This is a genomic window from Spirosoma pomorum, from assembly GCF_054776615.1.
This window is the reverse complement of sequence record NZ_BAAHBP010000002.1, coordinates 44,497-64,233: the sequence shown is the minus strand read 5'-3', so window position 1 is coordinate 64,233 and position 19,737 is coordinate 44,497. Positions and strand designations below refer to the sequence as shown.

Annotated in this window: 16 protein-coding genes; 7 read left to right on the top strand and 9 right to left on the bottom strand. The window is 50.3% G+C overall.

Features of this window, described 5'->3' with window-relative positions:
• Window positions 1–125 precede the first annotated feature (125 nt).
• Window positions 126–578 carry a response regulator gene (locus ACYVAD_RS06030; protein WP_461138579.1) on the top strand — a complete coding sequence of 151 codons (453 nt, stop codon included), beginning with the start codon at window positions 126–128 and terminating at the stop codon, window positions 576–578.
• Window positions 579–668: 90 nt separating this feature from the next.
• Complete coding sequence (locus tag ACYVAD_RS06025) at window positions 669–1,073, top strand: response regulator (RefSeq protein ID WP_461138578.1); 405 nt, start codon at window positions 669–671, stop codon at window positions 1,071–1,073.
• Window positions 1,074–1,268: 195 nt separating this feature from the next.
• On the opposite strand, the gene ACYVAD_RS06020 is transcribed toward ACYVAD_RS06025, so the two are convergent.
• Window positions 1,269–3,116, bottom strand: a complete 1,848-nt coding sequence (locus ACYVAD_RS06020) for an MGH1-like glycoside hydrolase domain-containing protein (protein ID WP_461138577.1) — start codon at window positions 3,114–3,116, stop codon at window positions 1,269–1,271.
• A gap of 655 nt (window positions 3,117–3,771) precedes the next feature.
• Entirely contained in the window at window positions 3,772–4,458 is a 687-nt protein-coding gene (locus ACYVAD_RS06015) for a LexA family transcriptional regulator (RefSeq protein WP_461138576.1), read from the bottom strand.
• Window positions 4,459–4,654: 196 nt separating this feature from the next.
• On the opposite strand from ACYVAD_RS06015, the gene ACYVAD_RS06010 reads away from it, so the two are divergent.
• Together ACYVAD_RS06010 and ACYVAD_RS06005 are read left to right on the top strand one after the other, a co-directional pair.
• On the top strand, window positions 4,655–5,062 hold the full coding sequence (locus tag ACYVAD_RS06010) for a hypothetical protein (RefSeq protein WP_461138575.1): 408 nt from the start codon (window positions 4,655–4,657) through the stop codon (window positions 5,060–5,062).
• A 536-nt stretch (window positions 5,063–5,598) separates the two neighbouring features.
• Window positions 5,599–6,390: a hypothetical protein gene (locus ACYVAD_RS06005; protein WP_461138574.1), complete on the top strand. Its 792-nt coding sequence runs from the start codon at window positions 5,599–5,601 to the stop codon at window positions 6,388–6,390.
• Window positions 6,391–6,520: 130 nt separating this feature from the next.
• Here the strand turns inward: ACYVAD_RS06005 and ACYVAD_RS06000 are convergent, their stop codons facing one another.
• From ACYVAD_RS06000 to ACYVAD_RS05970, 7 genes are all read right to left on the bottom strand, one after another.
• A complete protein-coding gene (locus ACYVAD_RS06000) occupies window positions 6,521–7,180 on the bottom strand; it encodes an NAD-dependent epimerase/dehydratase family protein (protein ID WP_461138573.1) in 660 nt (219 codons plus the stop codon).
• A 39-nt stretch (window positions 7,181–7,219) separates the two neighbouring features.
• Window positions 7,220–7,594, bottom strand: coding sequence for a DUF1304 domain-containing protein (locus ACYVAD_RS05995; RefSeq protein ID WP_461138572.1), 375 nt, complete (start codon window positions 7,592–7,594; stop codon window positions 7,220–7,222).
• Between the two features lie 280 nt (window positions 7,595–7,874).
• The gene (locus ACYVAD_RS05990; RefSeq protein WP_461138571.1) at window positions 7,875–9,533 is read right to left on the bottom strand and encodes a carboxylesterase/lipase family protein; all 1,659 of its coding nucleotides are present in this window, start codon (window positions 9,531–9,533) and stop codon (window positions 7,875–7,877) included.
• A 235-nt stretch (window positions 9,534–9,768) separates the two neighbouring features.
• Complete coding sequence (locus tag ACYVAD_RS05985; RefSeq protein WP_461138570.1) at window positions 9,769–10,029, bottom strand: redox-active disulfide protein 2; 261 nt, start codon at window positions 10,027–10,029, stop codon at window positions 9,769–9,771.
• 103 nt (window positions 10,030–10,132) lie between these two features.
• On the bottom strand, window positions 10,133–10,324 hold the full coding sequence (locus tag ACYVAD_RS05980; RefSeq protein WP_461138569.1) for a hypothetical protein: 192 nt from the start codon (window positions 10,322–10,324) through the stop codon (window positions 10,133–10,135).
• A 149-nt stretch (window positions 10,325–10,473) separates the two neighbouring features.
• Window positions 10,474–10,671, bottom strand: a complete 198-nt coding sequence (locus ACYVAD_RS05975; RefSeq protein ID WP_461138568.1) for a hypothetical protein — start codon at window positions 10,669–10,671, stop codon at window positions 10,474–10,476.
• A gap of 281 nt (window positions 10,672–10,952) precedes the next feature.
• Entirely contained in the window at window positions 10,953–11,999 is a 1,047-nt protein-coding gene (locus ACYVAD_RS05970) for an Lcl C-terminal domain-containing protein (protein WP_461138567.1), read from the bottom strand.
• Window positions 12,000–12,504: 505 nt separating this feature from the next.
• Here ACYVAD_RS05970 and ACYVAD_RS05965 point away from each other — a divergent pair.
• From ACYVAD_RS05965 to ACYVAD_RS05955, 3 genes are all read left to right on the top strand, one after another.
• The gene (locus tag ACYVAD_RS05965) at window positions 12,505–14,727 is read left to right on the top strand and encodes a S9 family peptidase (RefSeq protein ID WP_461138971.1); all 2,223 of its coding nucleotides are present in this window, start codon (window positions 12,505–12,507) and stop codon (window positions 14,725–14,727) included.
• Between the two features lie 225 nt (window positions 14,728–14,952).
• Window positions 14,953–16,365, top strand: a complete 1,413-nt coding sequence (locus ACYVAD_RS05960; RefSeq protein WP_461138566.1) for a TolC family protein — start codon at window positions 14,953–14,955, stop codon at window positions 16,363–16,365.
• Window positions 16,366–16,479: 114 nt separating this feature from the next.
• Window positions 16,480–19,710: an efflux RND transporter permease subunit gene (locus ACYVAD_RS05955; protein WP_461138565.1), complete on the top strand. Its 3,231-nt coding sequence runs from the start codon at window positions 16,480–16,482 to the stop codon at window positions 19,708–19,710.
• Window positions 19,711–19,737 lie beyond the last annotated feature (27 nt).

Genomic DNA, 19,737 nt, shown 5'->3' with positions numbered 1-19,737 from the left:
ATTTAATGCTGTATCGTCAACGAGTTATTGCCCAGATGAAAGCGGGCTCTGTCGGTTTGTTTACAAAAAATTAGATCAATTCTTATTTGTATTGAGTTTATAGGTGGATAGAACCTGTACGTACTATGAAACTTGATAATGCGATTGTCGTCATTGATGACGACGATGACGACAAAGTACTCTGGGAGAAACTCCTCCGGGAACTGGCGCCAGATCACCCTGCCATCTTTTTTGACAGAGCAGAAGATGCATTGGAGCAGTTGAATAAACTAGAGGATGAGCAACCGTTTATTATTTTCTGTGAGGTGTTTATGCCCGGTATGAGCGGGGTTGAGTTCCGGCGAGCTGTTGATTCTGACGAAAAACTTCGCCGGCGTTCGATTCCATTTGTCTTTTTTGCGGAAACGGTCAACGATCGACTCATTGAAGAAGCGTACTCAACAACGATTCAGGGCCTTTTCGAACGAGACGCTCGGATTGAGCAGTTGCGAGAACAGTTAGAAGCTGTACTCAACTACTGGAGACGCTGTATTCATCCTAATCACCAGATTGTCCGAAAAAACCAACTGAATGGGTAGAGTTTACAGTAAAAACGTATATTTGTCTGCGTTCATCGCATACCGGTTGACATACGTGTGTCAAGTGAATTCCGATAAATTGCTCCACTTATGAATCCGCTAACCCAAGCACGGGTGTTCTTGGTCGATGACGATGAAGACGACCGGTTTCTGGTGAGCCAGGCGCTCACGCATTATGGTCCTGCTTGTCATGTTACTCCGCTGGCTAGCGGGGCTGATCTACTGAAAACGCTTGACCAGGTAACGTTGCTACCCAGACTGATCGTACTGGATTTGAATATGCCCCTGATGAATGGGCTGGAAGTGCTCAAACGGCTCCGACAGAATTACAGCCAGGCTGATCTCCCCGTGGTGATCATGACAACTTCGGATCAGGAAGACGATAAAGAACAGGCTGCGGCTCTGGAAGCTAACGACTTTATTACTAAACCTGCAACGGCTAAACAATACGCCCAGGTCGTGCTTCAACTCAAAGAGCGATGGTTGATTAACTGATTATACCCCTGTCAGTAAGCATCGGGCGCCGGTATGGAACTGCCCGCAATATGTCATAAAGATCAACTAGCAGTTTTGATCATCAGGAAGGAGAACCGACTGGTTTTGCTACGACGTCTTGTTCATGCGCCTGTGACTGAATCGATCACCCAGTTATGTGCGATAACTTGAGGCTACTGCCTTCTCGTCTATCAGCTAGGGTAAGCGAACGATGAGTTCTTTATGTAATAATTCACTGCTTGCCATTAGTTTGTTATCAACCCAGACGCATAGGCGACTTTGGTTGCCGGGGCTATCAGGAAACCAATCCTGCTTCCAGACGATGTCGACATCGTGGCCGTGATAGCGGATGTTACCTAGGTAAAAATGGTCCCACTTGCCTTCCGGAAGGAGCGCAGCAATTGAAAAGCTATCTTCCTGAGACGACTTGAAACCGATAAGATCTTCAATGATGATGTCGGGGAAGGTAGAGTGAAAGTAGTCAGACTCGCCACCAAAGGTCTTTCCATTACTTGGGATGTACCATTCCCCGATGTTTAGCTGTTGCGTGCCATGCATTCGGGCTAGTTTGTCGATGTAATCATAAAGTAACTGCTGCTCGGCGGGCGTGCTGACTCGTTTATAATTACGTAAGTAGTTTGCATACCCTTTGTAAACTACCGAGTTTTCGAAAGGCCAGCCGCGCCCGTTCCAGGCGTAGGCCTGTTCATTATAGTAAGGATGCTGCTGCTCGGCCGTGGTCATCCCCGCTATGTTATAAAAGCCGTTACGTGACGAAAACATGTCCCAGGATTTACTGTAGTTGCTGTAGCGCTGGACCGGAATCAGGTTAAAATACCAGGAGGTGTACCCAACCGATTCCCGCACCCTGGCCTGATAATCGCGAATCCCATACGTATTGTCACCTGCACTGTAAGTATTAAAAAATTGATCCTCGTTACTCCATAAAACGTTCAAGACCTGTTGTTGAATAGCAGCGGCTCGGTTTGCGTAATAAGCTGCTTTGTTAGATCGGCTAGTGGTCTCGTCTAACGAATACAGATTAGCCAGCGCCCGCAAATTGCCGTAGGCATAGCTATTAACCGATGGGCGAACCAGATAAAAATCAGGGTACCCTTTCCGAAAAGCGGTGGGATATTGACGCGCCTGCTCGGAGCGTTCAGCGTTGACCGTTGTGCCCCAACCCAGATAATAGTCTCGCCAAGTATCTTTCGTATACAGACTATAGGCGCCCTTACTTTCGATCAGGCCTAATACGGCCGATAGGCTAAATTCCATCCCATCGTACAGATCCAGAATTTTATACATGCCATTAGTTCTGGCACCGGGGGCTTTGACCGTGAACAGGCTATCCCAAACCTGCTGGTGCTTTTCCATCGCCGGAAGCATCGTATGCAACCACGACTTATCGGGGTGGATTTTCAGAAAAGCTTCGATGCCATCGATCATCCAGCTCGAAAAATGATGGCTTTCGGGGCGGCTCAAATACGTCAGAAAGTTGCCATTCTCCCGCTGGGGGAGCCGGGAGGCTGACCCACGCATGAAGTAATCAGCGTACGATTTTAAGAATTTGTCGTCACGCAGCCACCGAACATCATAGAACTGATGGCCGGCCGGGCAGGTAATGGCACCACTCAATGAAGCCCAGGGCTTCACCCCGAAAAACTCGGTTACCACCCAGTACCGCTTAGCATCTTCGGGATCATTATATTCCTTCAAGTGCTTGCTGATCATCCACCAGCGGTAATTGTACACCTTCGTGATCGTACTATCGGAACTGATAAATAGGGGCACATTGTCCCGCAAAAACTGTTTGTTGTTGGTTGCATTGAATGGCCCGTCTGATTCCGGCCGGTTTTTGTACCCGTTAAACTCATCCACGTGAGCAGACAACTTAGTCGTTGCCGTACGCTTCAGCGCTGCCAGCTCAGTCGTATAAAGAGAGGTTTGTTGACTGGCACATGCCGAGAGCAGACAGCTTATTAATAAACAGCAGGCCAGCGAAAGCCCTGACAGGGAAGAAACGTTGTTGAGTTTAAGCATCAGGCAAATTTGTACACGTACAGAAAAGGAAAAAGTACGTCAATTCTAATTTATTGGAATGGACGAAACAAGGAGCTTGAAGATAGGGGAGACCTTTACTTGATTCTTTTCCTTTAAGTCGTTTTGCTGAGCGTGGGTATCGAACGACTGAGCGTTTCGGTTATTCAGCCGCCTGTATAAGCAGGATTGCAGAGATAACGAGCAAGCCATTTGTCCGGGTTTTATTGAACAGACCCGTTGAGTATTTATTCCCGTTTCTGCTGATTCAGCGGGCTGTTAACGTTACACTACGAACGTATAAGTAATAAGCAAAAAAGCGCTCATCAGGCAGGAATACCCTGCCTGATGGGCGATGGATTTAGGCCTTATGAGTCGTTCCGCATTTTCGGCAGCGATAAAGCCGAGGCCCTATACTAGAGATAGCCGTCAAGTTCAAACTCCACCAATCACGGTGAAAAAGCCTGCATATTAAGGTTCTCATCTTATTGTACTTTTACCGAATTATTTTGACAATTTTAGTGCCAATATTTCTGAAGTAAAAATACTATATTCATATGTATGTGCTTCACTAATAAAGAAATCCCACACAAATTCGATGAAGTAGCCTATTGGTGACAAAGAGGACGGAAAGCAGCCTTTCGGAACGAAAAAAATATTAGTCAGCGGGAGAGTCGATAATACGTAACACCTTCCATATATGCCGGATCTGATCGGCGGGAACAGGATTGCTGCCGCCTACGAGCGGATTATCAGAATGCAACACTAAAACCCCCTTTGTCGATAAATCGTTGTCCTTAATCCGTTTGACGACGAATGAGTCGCCGTAACTAATGGCGTATACGCCTGAGGATAAATACTCCCAGTCACCAGGGTTAACCAGCTTACACCGAATTTTTGTACCACGTGAGTACTTAGGGGCCATACTGTCTCCATCCACCTCAAACACGACGTTACGGTCGATATTCTCTCCTCGTCTGACAATCACTCTAATCTGCTCAGCCGCACCATAGTTCGACTCTGGATCTGGCATTTCGTTAAAACTTCCCTGCACCGGTACCGGGTAATAGGGCAGCGCTACGCCTTCGTACAACTCATCGTTGACTGCTCTTACTTCAACGATGCCCGACGGCATAAACATATCTCCCTGTCCCGTTTCCCACCAGACAGGGTTCAGATTTAATCGGGCGATTAGTTCACTTGACTTATGCTTGCCAATCCGGCGGTTGCCTGACTCCATCTGGTAATAGTTCGATGAGTTCTCGCCCAGTTTATCCGCGAACTGCTTTGGATTTAGGCCGAAAAACTCGCGTACCTGAATCAGTCTGGCTGCTTTATCATTCACAATGGTAGTCACTTGGTTAGCTATGACAACAAATATAGTTCAAAAAAGTTTTAATTGGTTCATTTGAACTAATTAAAGTACGCTTTGTTGTTGATAATGAACGTCAGATAGAGCAGAAAGGAGCGTGGATATGGCCGTATTCCAGTGTAGTCAAGATTGTTTGGTTGGCCTGGTGGAAATAACCGATTGGTTGACGATGTATTTTCAGCCGGCTCAGAACGCCGGTAACTGGCTGGCGGCCGCCGTGGGGGCGTTTGTTATCCGGTTCGCGCGACCGCAACTGCCTTTGCGATCCAGTTTGACCGGTTGGTTAACGGGCTTTTTGCTAGCCTGCTTGTTTTCGCCTGACGTAGTAGCTGCCGGAGGAATCGGATTGTTGAAGCGACCAGAAAGTGTTTACGCAGCCATTGCCTTCGTCGGTGATTTCATTATCCAGCTGATCGCCTGGCTCATTCGAGTAAGCGGCAGAGTTGGCGATACTATCGAAGCTGATCCCAGCGGTAGCTTCGATAGTAGTTTGGACCGAGTTGAGAAACTAAGTAGAGTCTGGGTACGAATCAAAACCCCTTTTATGGAATTGATCAATACCGTTTTGGGAAGGTAATTACGTAGTAGCTAATCAGACGGTTGGCGTTGCTGACTTGTCTGACTTAATTAGTATAAAGTTCTGCATGCACGAACGGCAGTGATACGCCTTGATCGGTAAGAAGGGAAGGAATCGCTTAATAAAAGCGGGTCTTGCCTCCCGCACAAGTCCCCGCTCAGCCCGGCAGTTGGGACAGCGTCGTTCGAAAACGGGGCGCAGCCGGACAACTGCCATCACGACCCAAAGAAAAGCTAAAACAAGTACGGCAAGAAGTAAGTAAAGTAGAGGCATACTGGACAGGAAATTTGCCACAAAATACGAACAAAATAATTTTATTTAAATCGTTGATAGACTAGCTATTTACTAGATAACGAACCGTTGCTACGTCGAATGAGTATTTTAATCCAGTAATAGAGTTTATCCGCCAAAAGAAGTTACTCTTTGTTTATCTGTTGTAAGAGCGTCTGCAACGCTTTTTGCCTGACTGGTGTCTTACAGGAAAGCAAGCTACGCTCCAGAATTTTTCTGTTTACACTTATCTCTATCCTTTCCCTATGCAATTCAATACTACACGTAAATGGGTGTCCGTTTTAGCGCTGCTAGCGACCCTGAACGCTTGTCAGCAGCCCACGGAGCCAGGTCCTATGATAGACCCAACGGTCACTGCACCAGTAGCTGCGAAGGCTCGACTCAAAACGATGATTCGTAGCGGCACCAACTTTTACAACGAATACAGCTACGCGTATAACACCGCCGGGCAGTTGACCAGCTATACGTTGCGGGCTGGAAAAGAAACAACTGCCCCCAGCCAGACAACCCGCGTTACGTATGATCAACAGGGGCGGATCAGTACCGCCGAGCGGCTGGCTGCCAACTCGTTCACAAACGCGCGACTGACGTATGAGTACGATAGCAACGGTCAGCTTAGCAAAATCAGCAGCCATGAGGACGTGAACCGAGACGGGCAATATCTGCTGACGCAAACAATTGGCTTTACGTACAACGCCGATAAACTGCCTGTTCAGACTGTCGTCACAAGCGGCAGTCGTACGGAGACAACGAAGTATACCTACGATCAAGGCAACATCATTAAATCGGAACGGCTGGTCAGCTCTCCAGTTGGGCAAAGCAATGAAACTATCACTTACCGCCACGATACGTCGCCGAATCCGATGTACGGATTACTCATGACAACGCCAACCGTTGAGGTGTTCAACAAAAACAACGTTGTTTACGACGGATGCGAGATGACGTATTCCGATGGGTTGCTCGCTACACTCCGAGCCGACCCCAAATTGGCTCCGGGAGAGCAGTGGCAGGTTACGTACACGTACGAAAAGAACTGAAGCAAAGCGTCAAACCGTCCGGGTAAAATCAGAACGTTGGCTCAAATAGCCCGGTAAGGAATGAAAATAAGACAGACGTCAACTTCCCGTTGACGAGCGGGTTCTCAATACGTAACAACTCGGAAAAGCACTAGGCTTTTCCGAGTTGAACAATGTCTTTGACTTCCAGAATACGCTTGTCGGCTCCCTGCTTGGCTACGTTGATCATAGCCTGGCCAACCTCCTCTAACGTGCAAAAGCCAGCTGGATAAATTGCCCGGCCGATGGGATAAAGCCAAGTGAGATATTTGTAGTAGCTTTTCAGGTTGCGCTGGCCCGGAACGGCTTTCATAAAGGCGGGGCGAAACATATACGCGTTTTTAAAGAGCCGCAGTAACGCATTCTCCGTAGCGCCTTTGACTCGCGCCCAGGCGACCCGGCCCTGTTCGCTGCTGTCGGTTCCCGCGCCCGTTACGTAACAGAACGTCATGTCCGGATTCTGAGCCGCCAGGAGTTGCGCTACGTTCAGCGTGAGATCGTAGGTAAGTCGTTTGTACTCCTCCGCGCGCATCCCGACTGACGAAACGCCCAGGCAAAAGAAGCAGGCGTTGTAGCCGACAAGTTCGGAGGTAATGGGGGATAGGTTGAAGAAATCGGCGTGAATGATTTCGCGCAGCTTTGGGTGCGATCGCCCGCCCGGTTTTCGGTTAATAACCAGTATTTTTTCGACGTCGGGATGATTGAGGCATTCGAGTAAAACACCCTCGCCAACCATGCCCGTAGCGCCGGTTATAATTGCCTTAATTTTCATGAGTTAGTTTATCAGATGAACGCTGGAATGCTTCCAGTACTACTGAGATAATAACAGCAGCACCAGCGCCAGAAGTGCCGGTAACGTCTGTACGAAAAGAATTCGCCGACCCGCTGTTGCAGCCCCGTACAGGCCTGCCACGGCGACACACCCCAGAAAGAAATAAGCGACGTTACGTTGCCAGTCCGGATCGCTGATCAGGAGCGACCAGATGAGCCCGGCCGCCAGAAAGCCATTGTACAACCCCTGATTGGCGGCTAACGTTTTAGTGGCCGGAAACAGATCGGTGGGCAAGCTTTTAAATACGTTCGGACCTCGGCTGGTCCAGGCGAACATTTCCAGCCAAAGAATATAGAGGTGAAGAAGGGCAATGAACCCAACTACGGCCAGGGCTATGGTGTGAAGGATGTCCATGTGACGGCGAGGAATAAGTCAATACGGCAGGGGCGTAAGTTAAGGCATAGATAGTCATTGTTTGTACGCTGTAGGGTAATCATTAGTAAAAAGTTAGTCCATAGCCCCGACAGCATTCCAACAGCTGGTTGATACACAACGGCAAACGGAAAAATGAGCTACCCACGCACTTATAATTAGTAAAGGCTTACAGATTTAGGTAGTCGAGCCTATCTAAATCTGTAAGCCCCAAATAAAACAACTTACGTAATTTGTTTGGTGAGTTGACCTAACTCGTGCGTTAAGCCAGTGCTTTACGCGCTTCCCGGTCTGGGTCGTTAACCAGCATCGGGCTGTCGTCCAGGATCATCGTTTCCCCGTTTTGACTGGTGTAGGGTTTCCAATTGGGTAAACCGCCACCGTTCGGATTGCCGGTTTTGACGAAGCTGATAAACGAGTTCGCCATCTTCTCCGACAGAGCTCTTGGGCGTTTACCGCCCCCCGTGTGGGTGAGCATCAGATCGGTATTGTAAAACCAAAAGCAGATATCGTCGCAGTGGAAAGCCCGCATCCGGCCGTCAAACAGCGGTGGCTGCCAGCCGAACCAGGCTAGGTAAACGGGTGCTTTCTGTTGCGCGGCTTTCGCGTCGGCCGCAGCGATGGCGTTCTTACGATTGGACATCACTAGCGACCATATCTCAATGGGCCGGGCTTTCGGAAAGTTCTTGGCGTAAGCGTCTACGATCTCGCCTGCTTTTTCGCCAAAACGAGGCTTCAGCTTTTCTTTCACCTCCGCCATCGAAATGTTCTCCAGAGCAGCATCGGTTCGGCTTGGGCTCTGCTCGTGGAAGGTCGAGCAGACAAGCAAGGGTATATCGGCCGAGAAGTGGTTGACATCCGCGAAGAAGGGGCCGCCGTTGAGGTACGTTCCGTCGGCTACGGGCGAAAAACCGCCCCGCTGTAGATTGAGTCGTTTAGCCTCGTCGGCTGTTTTCTCCGCGGCCCGGTTAGCAATGTCGATGTATTCCCGCCACGGAATCTGCTGGAGCTTGTCGATCTCGCCGGGCTTCAGCCCCGCTTCTTCCATTACCTTCAGCCCCAGTTTATTGGCGTATTCGTTGTTAACGCCAGCCAGCGAACTGCCGCTCAGCGCAACGGCTTTGTGAAACAGTCCTTTCGCCGAGGGCATATTCATCAGCGTGGTCACTTTGGCTCCGCCACCCGACTGCCCAATGATCGTTACGTTGTTGGGATCTCCACCGAAATTGGCAATGTTATTCTTGACCCATTCCAGAGCCGCTACCATATCCAGATTGCCGACGTTGCCGGATGCGGCATGGCCACCAGCTGCCTGAAGCTGGGTATAGCCCAGTGATCCGAGCCGGTGGTTGAGCGAACAAAAAACCAGGTTACCTAGGCGCGATAGATTCTCGCCGTGGTAGCCGTCCTGCTCAATGCCGTTGCCGTTGACGAAGCCACCGCCGTGCAGCCAAACGACAACTGGGCGTTTCTGCGAATCCAGAGCTGGTGTCCACACGTTCAGCTTCAAACAGTCTTCCGACACGTCGTCGTAATTCCAGTGATCGACAAAGGACGCGTAGGGATTGGCGTAACGCTTGTCCATGATCTGGGGAGCGGTGTTGCCCCACCAGAGCGCTGGACGAACATCCGTCCAGGGCGTGGGCTTCTGCGGAGGCATGAACCGGTTCTTGCCCGACGTATCCGCTCCATAGGGAATGCCCAAAAACTGATGAACACCGCGCAGAATAAACCCCCTGACCTTGCCGTGTTCTGTGTTGGCAATCGCGATGGTATCGCCAACGAACAGGACCTGTTCATCGGCCGACGGTTTAGGTGCTTTCGGCGGGCGAGGAGCTGAAGCAATGGATTGCTGAGAGACACCCAGGCCAGCCACCCCGACCCCCAGTGACTGTAAAAAATTCCGTCTTGACGCTTTCATGAACGAATGTTGGTTAAAAGAAAAGTAAAATCTGGGTTGTTGACAATCAATACATTGCCGCTCAGTACGCAAGCTTGTAGAGAAAGGGGGCGGTTATCCGTTTTTACTTTTCGGGTAAGCGTAAATCTGGAGAAGGAGCGTTCGGTTTGTATTAATTTGGTGGCGCATAACAGGCCGGCCCGATGTATCTAGAGTAAACAAAAGGAGCGCTGATATACACCAGCGCTCCGATAAGCTATTGCACCACGTTTCGGGTCAGCAGTTCTTTCTGGGTTGCCTTCACGTCATTGAGACAAATAAAGACAATGGGTAACAAACCGAGGGGGATAATGAAGAAAGGCAGGGCCAAACTGATGCCTTTCTTGTTCGCTAGCAAGATGGCCATAATCACCAGGGCTGCTAGCATGCCCGCCAGCATCCCGGTTACGAACTTGGTCGTTTTCTTCCGTTTGAGAAGGGCTTCCGTGCTCTGTTCCTGTAGCGTTTTCGGTTTCATTAGGTACGGTTACGTGACGGAGTTATATTACGTATTAGAAAGAAGTCGTTGAGGTTGACCTGCTTTTTACTTCTGACAAGGACCTCATTTAAAGTGGAATACACTATGATTTTACTGTCCGCCTGCGGATTTCAATTCCCAGCAAAGCAAAAGCCGCAGCTGTAATGAAAAAACTAGATGAGTTCCATTCAACGGCTATACCCTTATAGTATTTTACAAAAAGGAAGTAGCCCACTTGCACCAGCAGGAGAATAAGGATTAGGTTACGTAGCCAGACAAGAATTTTTATGTTCATGGTAGTAGGGTTTTTTGCTGGTAAATGACTGTTATTCAGTAGTTTTTGGGTCGATTATAGGTGATCTGGTTACTGCGTGTCTCGTGAAGGGAATTGCCTGGCTGGACAGATAATTTGGCAACTTGTAAAAGGACGGTAGAACTGGAGTACTACTGATGAACTAGACGCTTACGCAAAAAATAAATCCCTCCAATTAAGCAGCACGAGAGACCAATTGCTTTCAGCACTACTCCCCAGCCAATGACGTAATAAGTGGCATAGAGTTGAATGACAAAATCGCCATTCACCCAAAACGAGCCAGCGACTAATAAGACGCCAATCCCCCCAATTATTAATTTACTATTCATTTTAGGATGGTTTAATCTTGTGTGCTTCACCCAACGACCACAGGGGCTGATGGATGAGGAGACCACTCAAGAAAACGAACGTAGCGTCAACCTTTACACCCCTGTTTGGTTGGGCTGCCACACTTTACCTTTTGGGACGAGCTCCCTGTCGCCGGAGAGCTACCCAAACGCGGAGCGCACAAAACACACGTTCCGCTTTTTTACGCTGAAGCGCGAAGCCTAACAACGCACTACATCCGCTTTTGTCAAGCCGAAAGCACCTTCTATATAAATAACTGCTATTACCATTCTCTTATATCACGATCATCCAAATAATCTTGTGCTCTCTTCGGTAATTTATTTATGAGGTTATTATAATTGTTATAATAGATAGGCGTTTGATATTCCTCCAAAGGTATGATTTTAGTCTTCCAATATATTGTTTTTGTATTAGGGAAAAAGAAATCGTTTATCTTAATCTCAACTCCGTCCCTTAGTTTTAGGCTGTGATCTCTCCCATCTAACTTCGAAATTATACTCTCAAAGAAACCAGGATCGTAAGATTTGAAATATGCTTCACTTTCTTCAATCCTTTTATAAATAACTTTCATCGTTTTACCAAAAAGTTCATCTGCCGGAATTCTCAACTTAACAGACTCTACTAATTCTGTTTTTTCGTCAATATTTAGAAAGGCAATAATCTCAAATATATCTTCATAACTATGAGAAACTTTCACTTCTCTGAAAGCTGACCCCTGTTTAGCACCATCTACCCATACTACTGTATAAGGCGTTCGGACATCTTTAGTTTTATATATTCTATCTGCATATAATCCTTTGTAAGATTGATCGTTATGGAGATTCTTTGTCTGACTTTCAGATAAAATGTGATATTGCTTTGGTTTATATACTGTTTTATTTACAACAGTTCGTATAATAAACATTCGATGTTTGTCAGATTTACACAATTTTGTAAGTACCTTCTCTTCTCTATAATATTCTCTGCCATATTTAACTTCATACACAGTTGAAGTTTCTAAACGCTGGAAGTTTATGCCTTCTGCGTATTCTCTGTTAGATGGCAATTCATAATTACTCCAGAAATATCCGAAGCTGCTCAAATAAAGCTTATGAGACTTATTCGAATTAAAAATCCAAAATAACTCACCTCCATTTGGCAACCTCCAATCAGAATATCCCTTATAATCTTCTAAATTTAATTGCTTGACTTTTTGAATAGCTTCTTGCCAATTATAAGTTTCTGTATTACCTAGATCATCTATCATGTGGATTTCTAATGACCTCATTGAAGTAAAATCCATTTCACGCTTTATTGTCCAAAAACCCATATAATGTGTTCAGTATAATCGATACAATTTGTTCTAAATTTACTTTACAACTTAAATGTTGCCTAACCGGGGCATTTCCTCTGTCGCAAGCCAGCCCGAACTGGAGGCCCAGAGCCGCCCAACGGGGCGTTTCTGGTGTCGACCGAAAGCACACTAACGAACCCCAAAGTTACCTTGTCGAGACGTGCAGCCTGTCACACGCGACCCGGCACACGAACTTCTTATGCTTGTCTGGCGCACCCAACATACTATTGTACGCAAACACACTAAATCACTATTGATTGATTATCAGTAGATAATGGTTTAGCGCCCATTCTGCGCCTATAACCAAACGCATATTAAACTATTACAGTCAATACGTTACCATAGCCCAACTCATCACCCCCCCCGTATTTACCAAACGGCAGTTACGCGTATATTTAGGGTCGTATTACCGTCTGGTCAACTGCTCGTGCTTACGTCTACTACTTCACTACCGTTTCGTTACGTCTATTCTGCATTGTTGATGGCCTTACTGCCGCTGGGGAGCCGGGGGCAGGGGACGCTGGCTGATTACCAGCGGGCCGAACGCCTGAATGGGGCCTTTCAAAACAAGGTTTACCACGCGCCGGAGCGGGTGCAGTGGCTGCCAAATAGTTCTACGTTCTGGTACGTCCAGACGACGGCTAAGGGCAAGGAGTTTATGAAGGTCGATGCGGGGCGACAGGTAAAAGAACCGGCCTTCGATCAGGCCCGGCTGGCACAGTCGCTGGGGCAACTGACGGGCAAAACTGTTTCGCCCTACCAACTGCCTTTCTCGGACATTATGCTGAAGGCCGATGAGGTGTTGTTTAAGATCGGCGATTCGCTGATTGCCTGCCCGTTTGATACATATCAGTGTACACTCAAGGACGTAACGAAGCCAGTGGCTTCACGCTATTGGGGGGGGCAAAGTGATGAACGTGACGGGCGGCCAGTGCCCTCGCCAGACGGGGCCTACACTGCTTATGTCAAAAATTACAACGTGTATATCCGCCCGACGCGCTCGTCGGCACCGGAAACGACGCTGAGCTTCGACGGGTCGGAAGGGGAGTACTATTCGAGTCGGCTGATGTGGTCGCCGGATTCAAAAAAGCTGGTGGTCAATAAAATCCGGGCGAACACACCGCACCTGATCTACCTGATTGAATCGTCGCCGACCGATCAGCTACAGCCTAAATTGCAGACGCGCTCGTACCTCAAACCAGGGGATGCGCTACCGCAGCGGACACCGACGCTGTTTCTCATCGACAGCAAGCAACAACTTACCGCCCCAACCGCGCTGATCGATAATCAGTATAACCTCACCACGCCCCAGTGGCGCAAGGATAGCCGGGCCGTTACGTTCGAGTATAACCAGCGCGGACACCAACGGTACAGTATTTTCGAGATGAACACTGCGGGAGCCGTCAGGCCGCTGATCGAGGAAACCAGTAAGACGTTTATCAATTACAGCGGCAAGAATTACCGGTATGACGTTGCCGACGGAAAGGAACTGGTCTGGGCGTCGGAGCGCGACGGCTGGAACCACCTGTATTTGTACGACGGCACCGGAAAACTAAAAAATCAGATTACGAAAGGGGAGTGGGTCGTGCGGAGAGTCGTGCACGTAGACGAAGCCAACCGTACGATTCTGTTTGAAGGCAGCGAGCGCGAAGCCGGGCAGGACCCGTATTTCATTCAGCTGTACCGCGTCAACTTCGATGGTTCCGGCCTGACGCCACTAACTCGTGAGAACGGTAACCATCGGACGTATTTTTCGGACGATTATCAATACGTTGTCGATAGTTATTCACGCGTTGACGAGCCCCCCTTGACCGTGTTACGTCAGGCGTCGACGGGAAAAGTGCTGATGGAATTAGAAAAGGCCAACATCAAACCATTGCTGGCGACGGGCTGGCAAAAGACAGAGGTGTTCACGGCCAAAGGGCGCGACGGTAAAACTGATATCTGGGGCATTATCATCCGCCCGTCGAACTTCGATCCAAAGAAAACGTACCCTGTCATCGAATATATCTACGCCGGGCCGCACGATTCGTTTGTACCCAAAAGCTTCGTTACTGACTCGCGGGGCTCCTTGCACGAAATGGCCGAATTAGGATTCATCATTGTGCAAATGGACGGGATGGGGACCTCGAACCGGTCGAAGGCGTTCCATGACGTGTGTTGGAAAGATTTGAAGGACAGTGGTTTCCCCGACCGAATTGCCTGGATGCGCGCAGCTGCGAAACGCTATCCATACATGGATCTGAGCCGGGTGGGTATCTGGGGCAACTCGGCGGGTGGTCAGAGTTCGGCGGGAGCCTTGCTGCACTACCCGGACTTCTACAAAGTTGCCGTTTCCTCCTCGGGTTGCCACGACAACCGGATGGACAAAATGTGGTGGAACGAGCAGTGGATGGGCTACCCTATTGGCCCGCACTATGCTGAATCGTCCAATACAACGGACGCGGCCAAACTACAGGGCAAGCTCCTGCTGATTCTGGGTGAGCTGGATGACAACGTCGATCCGTCGTCGACGTATCAGTTTATCAATGCGCTGATCAAGGCGAACAAGAATTTCGATTTCCTGATGGTTCCAGGCATGGGGCATTCGCTGGGCGGTGACTACGGCGAACATAAACGACGTGATTTCTTCGTCAAACACCTGCTGAATGTCAACCCACCCGACTGGACCTGGACTTCCAGCATTACGGTCCCCAAACCATAGACTTTGGGAGATTTTTGTCCTGTCCTGCTAACCAGTGGTAAGTGCCTCACGTAGTCAGCAGGACAGAGAATGCTTAAAAATTCCATTAAAAAGGCTGTCTTCCGTCGAAAAATAGGCTGTATCTACTGCTAAAAGGGGCTGTTTCCCAAATGTTTCCAAATTTGGGTTCGTGTTTTGCCTGCATCGTATCCGTGAGCCAGAATAGGCTCGGGTACGTTGTTGTCGATGGAGCAAACACAATTAAGACGTACCATTCCCCGAAAATTAACGAGGTGTCTGCTGGTACTGGGGGCGGGCTTGCTGGCGGTTCAGGTGTCGGGGCAGACCCTGAATCTTAACCAGGTAGTCGAGCAGAGCACCCGCCAGTATCCATTTCTTAGAGCTAAACAGGCTGAGGTCAGCAGTGCTCAGCAACGGGCGCAGGCTAGTCGCGTTGAGTTACTGCCTATTGTTACCGTTCAGGATCAATACAACTACGGTACCAGCAACAGCCTCAACGGTGGTTTCTTTCCCAACGATGGTATTGGTGCATCGGTATCCGGCGGTGTCCGGGCGCAGAACGTATTTCAAGGTGGCTTCGGAAGCTTTACCAGCGCCACGATTGACTGGCGAGCCATATCGTTCGGGCGTATCAAAGCCAGCATTGCGGTAGCCGACGCCGATCGGCAACGCAGTGAAGTTGACTACGAAAACGAACTGTTTCAGCAGCAGGTCCGGACGATTGATGCCTATCTGCTGCTGCTGATCAATCAGAAGCTCGTCCAGATTCAGCAGTCAAACCTGGACCGGGCCGAGACGTTCAAACGCGTGGTCGACTCCGGCGTACGGTCAGGGATGCGGGCAGGCGTCGATAGCTCATTGGCAACGGCTGAGGCTGCCCGCGCCCGCTTGTTGCTGCTGCAAAGCCAGCAGCAGGAGCAGGTCCAGCGACTTCGCTTATCGGAACTAACGGGTCTTGTCCGGACGAATCTACAGGTCGACAGCATGCGTTTTTACGCAGCCTTGCCAACCGTTACGTTAGCGGGCGATTCAATTTCGCCCAGGAACCCTGTGTTACGTCTCTTCCAGTCGCAGGTCAACCTGGCAACGGCCCGTTCCGTAGCCACGAACCGGGCCAAACTGCCTATTATCTCGCTAATGGGAACCGGCTGGTTGCGGGGTTCCGGCTTTGCCAATCAGGGCGAGATCCTTTTAGATAATCCAATCAACGGGCTGGGCTACCAGACGTCAAATTACCTCGTGGGCATCGTTGCGCGCTGGAATCTGACAAACCTGCTGCAGGTGCGGCATACTTACAAAAGTGATCTGTTCCAGGTCGAGCGGTTCCGTCAGCTGTACAACGAACAGGAACTACGAATCAATCGCCAGTATCAGGAAGCCGAAACGCAGTATCAGGTAGCGCTGGCGCAGGCCCGGCAGGCTCCGGTACAATTGCAGGCCGCCCGGCAGGCGTACAACCAGGCTAAATCACGCTACCAAAACGGCTTAACGGATCTGCCGACGCTATTACAAAGCGTCCTGACGCTCAACCGGGCGGAAGTCGATGGCTATGTCGCGGTCAGCAATGTATGGCGGTATCTGCTCCTGAAAGCAGCCGCCGATGGCGATTTGTCCCTGTTTATGAACCAGATCAAGTGACGTAGAGACGCAACATATTGCGTCTCCTGACCGGATGGTTTTGGTAGATACGAAATATTGCTGACGCGAATGAGACGCATATATGCGTCTCTACACAACAATAACCAACTAACTATGTATAACATCATTCGTTCCGCCCTGCGCAAACCCATCTCGGTGGTGGTCGCAGTCCTGGGACTTCTCTTCTTTTCGGTGATGTCGCTGTTCACGATTCCGGTGGATATCTTCCCGAACCTCGACTTACCGACGATCTACGTGGTGCAACCCTATGGTGGGATGGCACCCGACCAGATGGATGGCTTTATCGCCACGCGCTACCAGGATCACTTCCTGTACGTGTCTGGTATCCGCGACATCGACGTGAAAACGATTCAGGGATTGTCGCTGATCAAGCTGTCGTTCTATCCCGGCACCGACATGGCGCAGGCGGCCGCCGAAGTGGCCAACAACGTATCGCGGGCGAAAGCGTACATGCCGGAAGGAACCGTGCCGCCCCAGGTGGTCCGCTTCGACGCCAGTTCGGTGCCGGTTGGCCAGCTGGTGTTTGAAAGCCCCAGCCGGTCGCTGAACGAAATTCAGGATTATGCGTCGTCGCGCGTGCGGCCCATGTTCTCCCGCATCGAAGGCGTATCGAGTCCGCCCCCCTTTGGCGGAAACCAGCGGACGGTCATCGTGAAAGTCGATCCGCAACGGGTGCGTAGTTACCAGCTCACGCCCGAAGAGGTGATTAAGGCCATCGTGACCAACAACCAGCCATCGCCCGCCGGGAATATCCGTATCGGTGATAAAACGCTTATGACGCCCGTCAACTCGCTGGTGAAAAAACCGGAGGATTTTCTTAACATTCCGATTCGGGTTGGCTCTGGTCCGACCGTCTTCGTGCGGGACGTGGGTACGGTCGAAGATGGAGCTGACGTCACGGTAAGTTACGCGCTGGTCAATGGTCGTCGGGCGGTGTACATTCCGGTCGTCAAGAAATCGGATGCGTCGACGCTGGACGTGGTCAATAACATTCGCAAAGCCATGCCCGAGCTCAAGGCGGCCGTACCCGAAGACGTAAATATCTCCTATGAGTTTGACCAGTCGGTCTACGTAACGAATGCGTTGAAAAGCCTTGTGACAGAGGGGATTCTGGGGGCCATTTTGACGGGGTTGATGGTATTGCTCTTTCTGCGCGACTGGCGCAGTGTAATCATTGTAGTCGTGACCATTCCGATCTCGATTCTGTCGGCGGTGATTATGTTGAATTTGTGCGGGCAGACGATCAACATCATGACCTTGTCCGGGCTGGCGCTGGCCATCGGAATTCTGGTCGACCAGGCCACGGTGACGATCGAAAATATTCACCAGCACCTGGAGATGGGAAAACCGAAAGCCGTCGCGATCTGGGATGCCTGTAAGGAAATTGTCTTCCCTGAATTCCTGATTCTGCTGGCCATTCTGGCGGTGTTCGCTCCCGCGTTCGTGATGAGTGGTGTACCCCGTTCGATGTTTCTGCCGCTGTCGCTGTCCGTCGGATTCGCTATGATTGCTTCCTTTCTGCTCTCGCAGACATTCGTGCCGGTACTAGCCAACTGGCTACTAAAAAGCCATCCCGCTCACGAAGCGCCGACGCTGGCTCTCGACGAGCGGGAGAGACACATGATTGAAGACGAACGACCCGTTGCTGAACCAACTGGCTTCGATAAGTTCAAGCAGCGCTACTCGGCCGCGCTCGAAAAAATCCTGAACCGCCGGGGGCTGGTCGTTGGTGGGTATCTGGCCGGGAGCCTGGCTGTTATCGTGATCTGTTTTCTGGTGATTGGGACCGATATTCTGCCTCACGGGAATAGTCACCAGTTTCAGATGCGTCTGCGAATTCCCGACGGAACGCGGGTAGAACGTACCGAAGTGGCAACGCTGAAGACGCTGGATATTATCAAGGAAACCGTGGGGAAAGAGAACGTAGACATTTCCTCGGCATACGTCGGCACGGTACCTTCCAGCTACGGTACGTCCAACATCTTCGTGTTCAACAGCGGTCCTCACGAAGCCGTATTGCAGGTGTCGCTGAACGAAGAGTACCCGGTTAAAATGGACGATTTGAAGGAGGAGCTTCGAACGAAAATTGCTAAAGCCCTGCCCAACGCCACTATATCGTTTGAACCGATCGAGTTGACGGAGAAAATTATGAGTCAGGGCGCGTCAACGCCCATTGAGGTGACGGTAGCGGCCAAGGACCTGGCCGAAGCGGGAACGTTTGCCAATAAGATTCGGGAGCGCATGCTGAAAATTGACTTCCTGCGCGATGTACAGATTGCGCAGCCGCTCTCATACCCGGTGCTGAACGTAACGATGAACCGCGAACGGGCTGGTCAGCTGGGCGTTACCTCGACGCAGGTGGCCCGCTCAATGGTAGCCGCTACGTCATCCAGCCGCTTTACTGACAAAAACCTATGGCTCGATGAATCGAAAGGCCTGGCGTACCAGGTGCAGGTGCAGATTCCGGAGTACCAGATGAGCAGTCCCAGCGACATTGGTAATATCCCATTGAAAAGTGGTGATATGCATCCGCTGCTGTCGGACGTAGCGACGTTTTCGGAAGGAACGGCTCCTGGTGAGTACGACCGCGCCGGGCCAAACCGCCTGGTGACGATCACGGCTAATCTGCAAAAGAAAGATCTGGGCTCGGCCCGAAAAGCGGTGGAGTTGGCCATCAAAGAAGCCGGCGACCCGCCACGTGGGGTACTGGTTGAGCTGGGCGGACAAACCAACCTGCTGACCGAGACGCTGAGTAGTCTGCAAACGGGATTACTCGTTGCCATCGTTATTATTTTCCTGCTGCTGGCAGCCAATTACCAGTCATTCAAATTGTCGCTGGTCATTCTGGCGGCTATTCCGGCGGTGGTGGCCGGGGCGCTGCTGATGCTGCTGGCCTGCGGAGCAACGCTGAACCTGCAATCGTACATGGGCCTGATTATGTCGGTGGGGGTATCCGTTGCCAACGCAATTCTGATGGTCACCAACGCCGAAAATCTGCGCCTGGAAGTTGGAGAGCCTCACCGGGCCGCCGTGATGGCCGCCAATAGTCGGATTCGACCAATTCTGATGACCAGTATCGCTATGATTGCCGGGATGATCCCGATGGCCTCGGGTCTCGGTGAGGGAGGGGATCAGATCGCTCCGCTGGGCCAGGCCGTTATTGGTGGCTTGATTATGTCTACGCTGGCGTCGCTGCTGATTTTGCCCTGCGTATTTACGCAACTCCAGTCCAAAGCCACGACCCAGTCCGTATCACTCGATCCGGAAGATCCCGACAGTAAATTCTATCACCAGGAACAACCCAAGCTGAGCCACAGTCTGTAGCCTGCCATTTAGCCAACCTGTATTATC

Excerpts from the sequence above, each read along its gene's own strand:
- ACYVAD_RS06030 (WP_461138579.1), top strand. The coding sequence starts at position 126 with ATGAAACTTGATAATGCGATTGTCGTCATTGATGACGACGATGACGAC.
- ACYVAD_RS06025 (WP_461138578.1), top strand. The coding sequence starts at position 669 with ATGAATCCGCTAACCCAAGCACGGGTGTTCTTGGTCGATGACGATGAA.
- ACYVAD_RS06020 (WP_461138577.1), bottom strand. The coding sequence starts at position 3,116 with ATGCTTAAACTCAACAACGTTTCTTCCCTGTCAGGGCTTTCGCTGGCC.
- ACYVAD_RS06010 (WP_461138575.1), top strand. The coding sequence starts at position 4,655 with ATGTATTTTCAGCCGGCTCAGAACGCCGGTAACTGGCTGGCGGCCGCC.
- ACYVAD_RS06005 (WP_461138574.1), top strand. The coding sequence starts at position 5,599 with ATGCAATTCAATACTACACGTAAATGGGTGTCCGTTTTAGCGCTGCTA.
- ACYVAD_RS06000 (WP_461138573.1), bottom strand. The coding sequence starts at position 7,180 with ATGAAAATTAAGGCAATTATAACCGGCGCTACGGGCATGGTTGGCGAG.
- ACYVAD_RS05995 (WP_461138572.1), bottom strand. The coding sequence starts at position 7,594 with ATGGACATCCTTCACACCATAGCCCTGGCCGTAGTTGGGTTCATTGCC.
- ACYVAD_RS05990 (WP_461138571.1), bottom strand. The coding sequence starts at position 9,533 with ATGAAAGCGTCAAGACGGAATTTTTTACAGTCACTGGGGGTCGGGGTG.
- ACYVAD_RS05985 (WP_461138570.1), bottom strand. The coding sequence starts at position 10,029 with ATGAAACCGAAAACGCTACAGGAACAGAGCACGGAAGCCCTTCTCAAA.
- ACYVAD_RS05980 (WP_461138569.1), bottom strand. The coding sequence starts at position 10,324 with ATGAACATAAAAATTCTTGTCTGGCTACGTAACCTAATCCTTATTCTC.
- ACYVAD_RS05975 (WP_461138568.1), bottom strand. The coding sequence starts at position 10,671 with ATGAATAGTAAATTAATAATTGGGGGGATTGGCGTCTTATTAGTCGCT.
- ACYVAD_RS05970 (WP_461138567.1), bottom strand. The coding sequence starts at position 11,999 with ATGGGTTTTTGGACAATAAAGCGTGAAATGGATTTTACTTCAATGAGG.
- ACYVAD_RS05965 (WP_461138971.1), top strand. The coding sequence starts at position 12,505 with ATGGCCTTACTGCCGCTGGGGAGCCGGGGGCAGGGGACGCTGGCTGAT.
- ACYVAD_RS05960 (WP_461138566.1), top strand. The coding sequence starts at position 14,953 with ATGGAGCAAACACAATTAAGACGTACCATTCCCCGAAAATTAACGAGG.
- ACYVAD_RS05955 (WP_461138565.1), top strand. The coding sequence starts at position 16,480 with ATGTATAACATCATTCGTTCCGCCCTGCGCAAACCCATCTCGGTGGTG.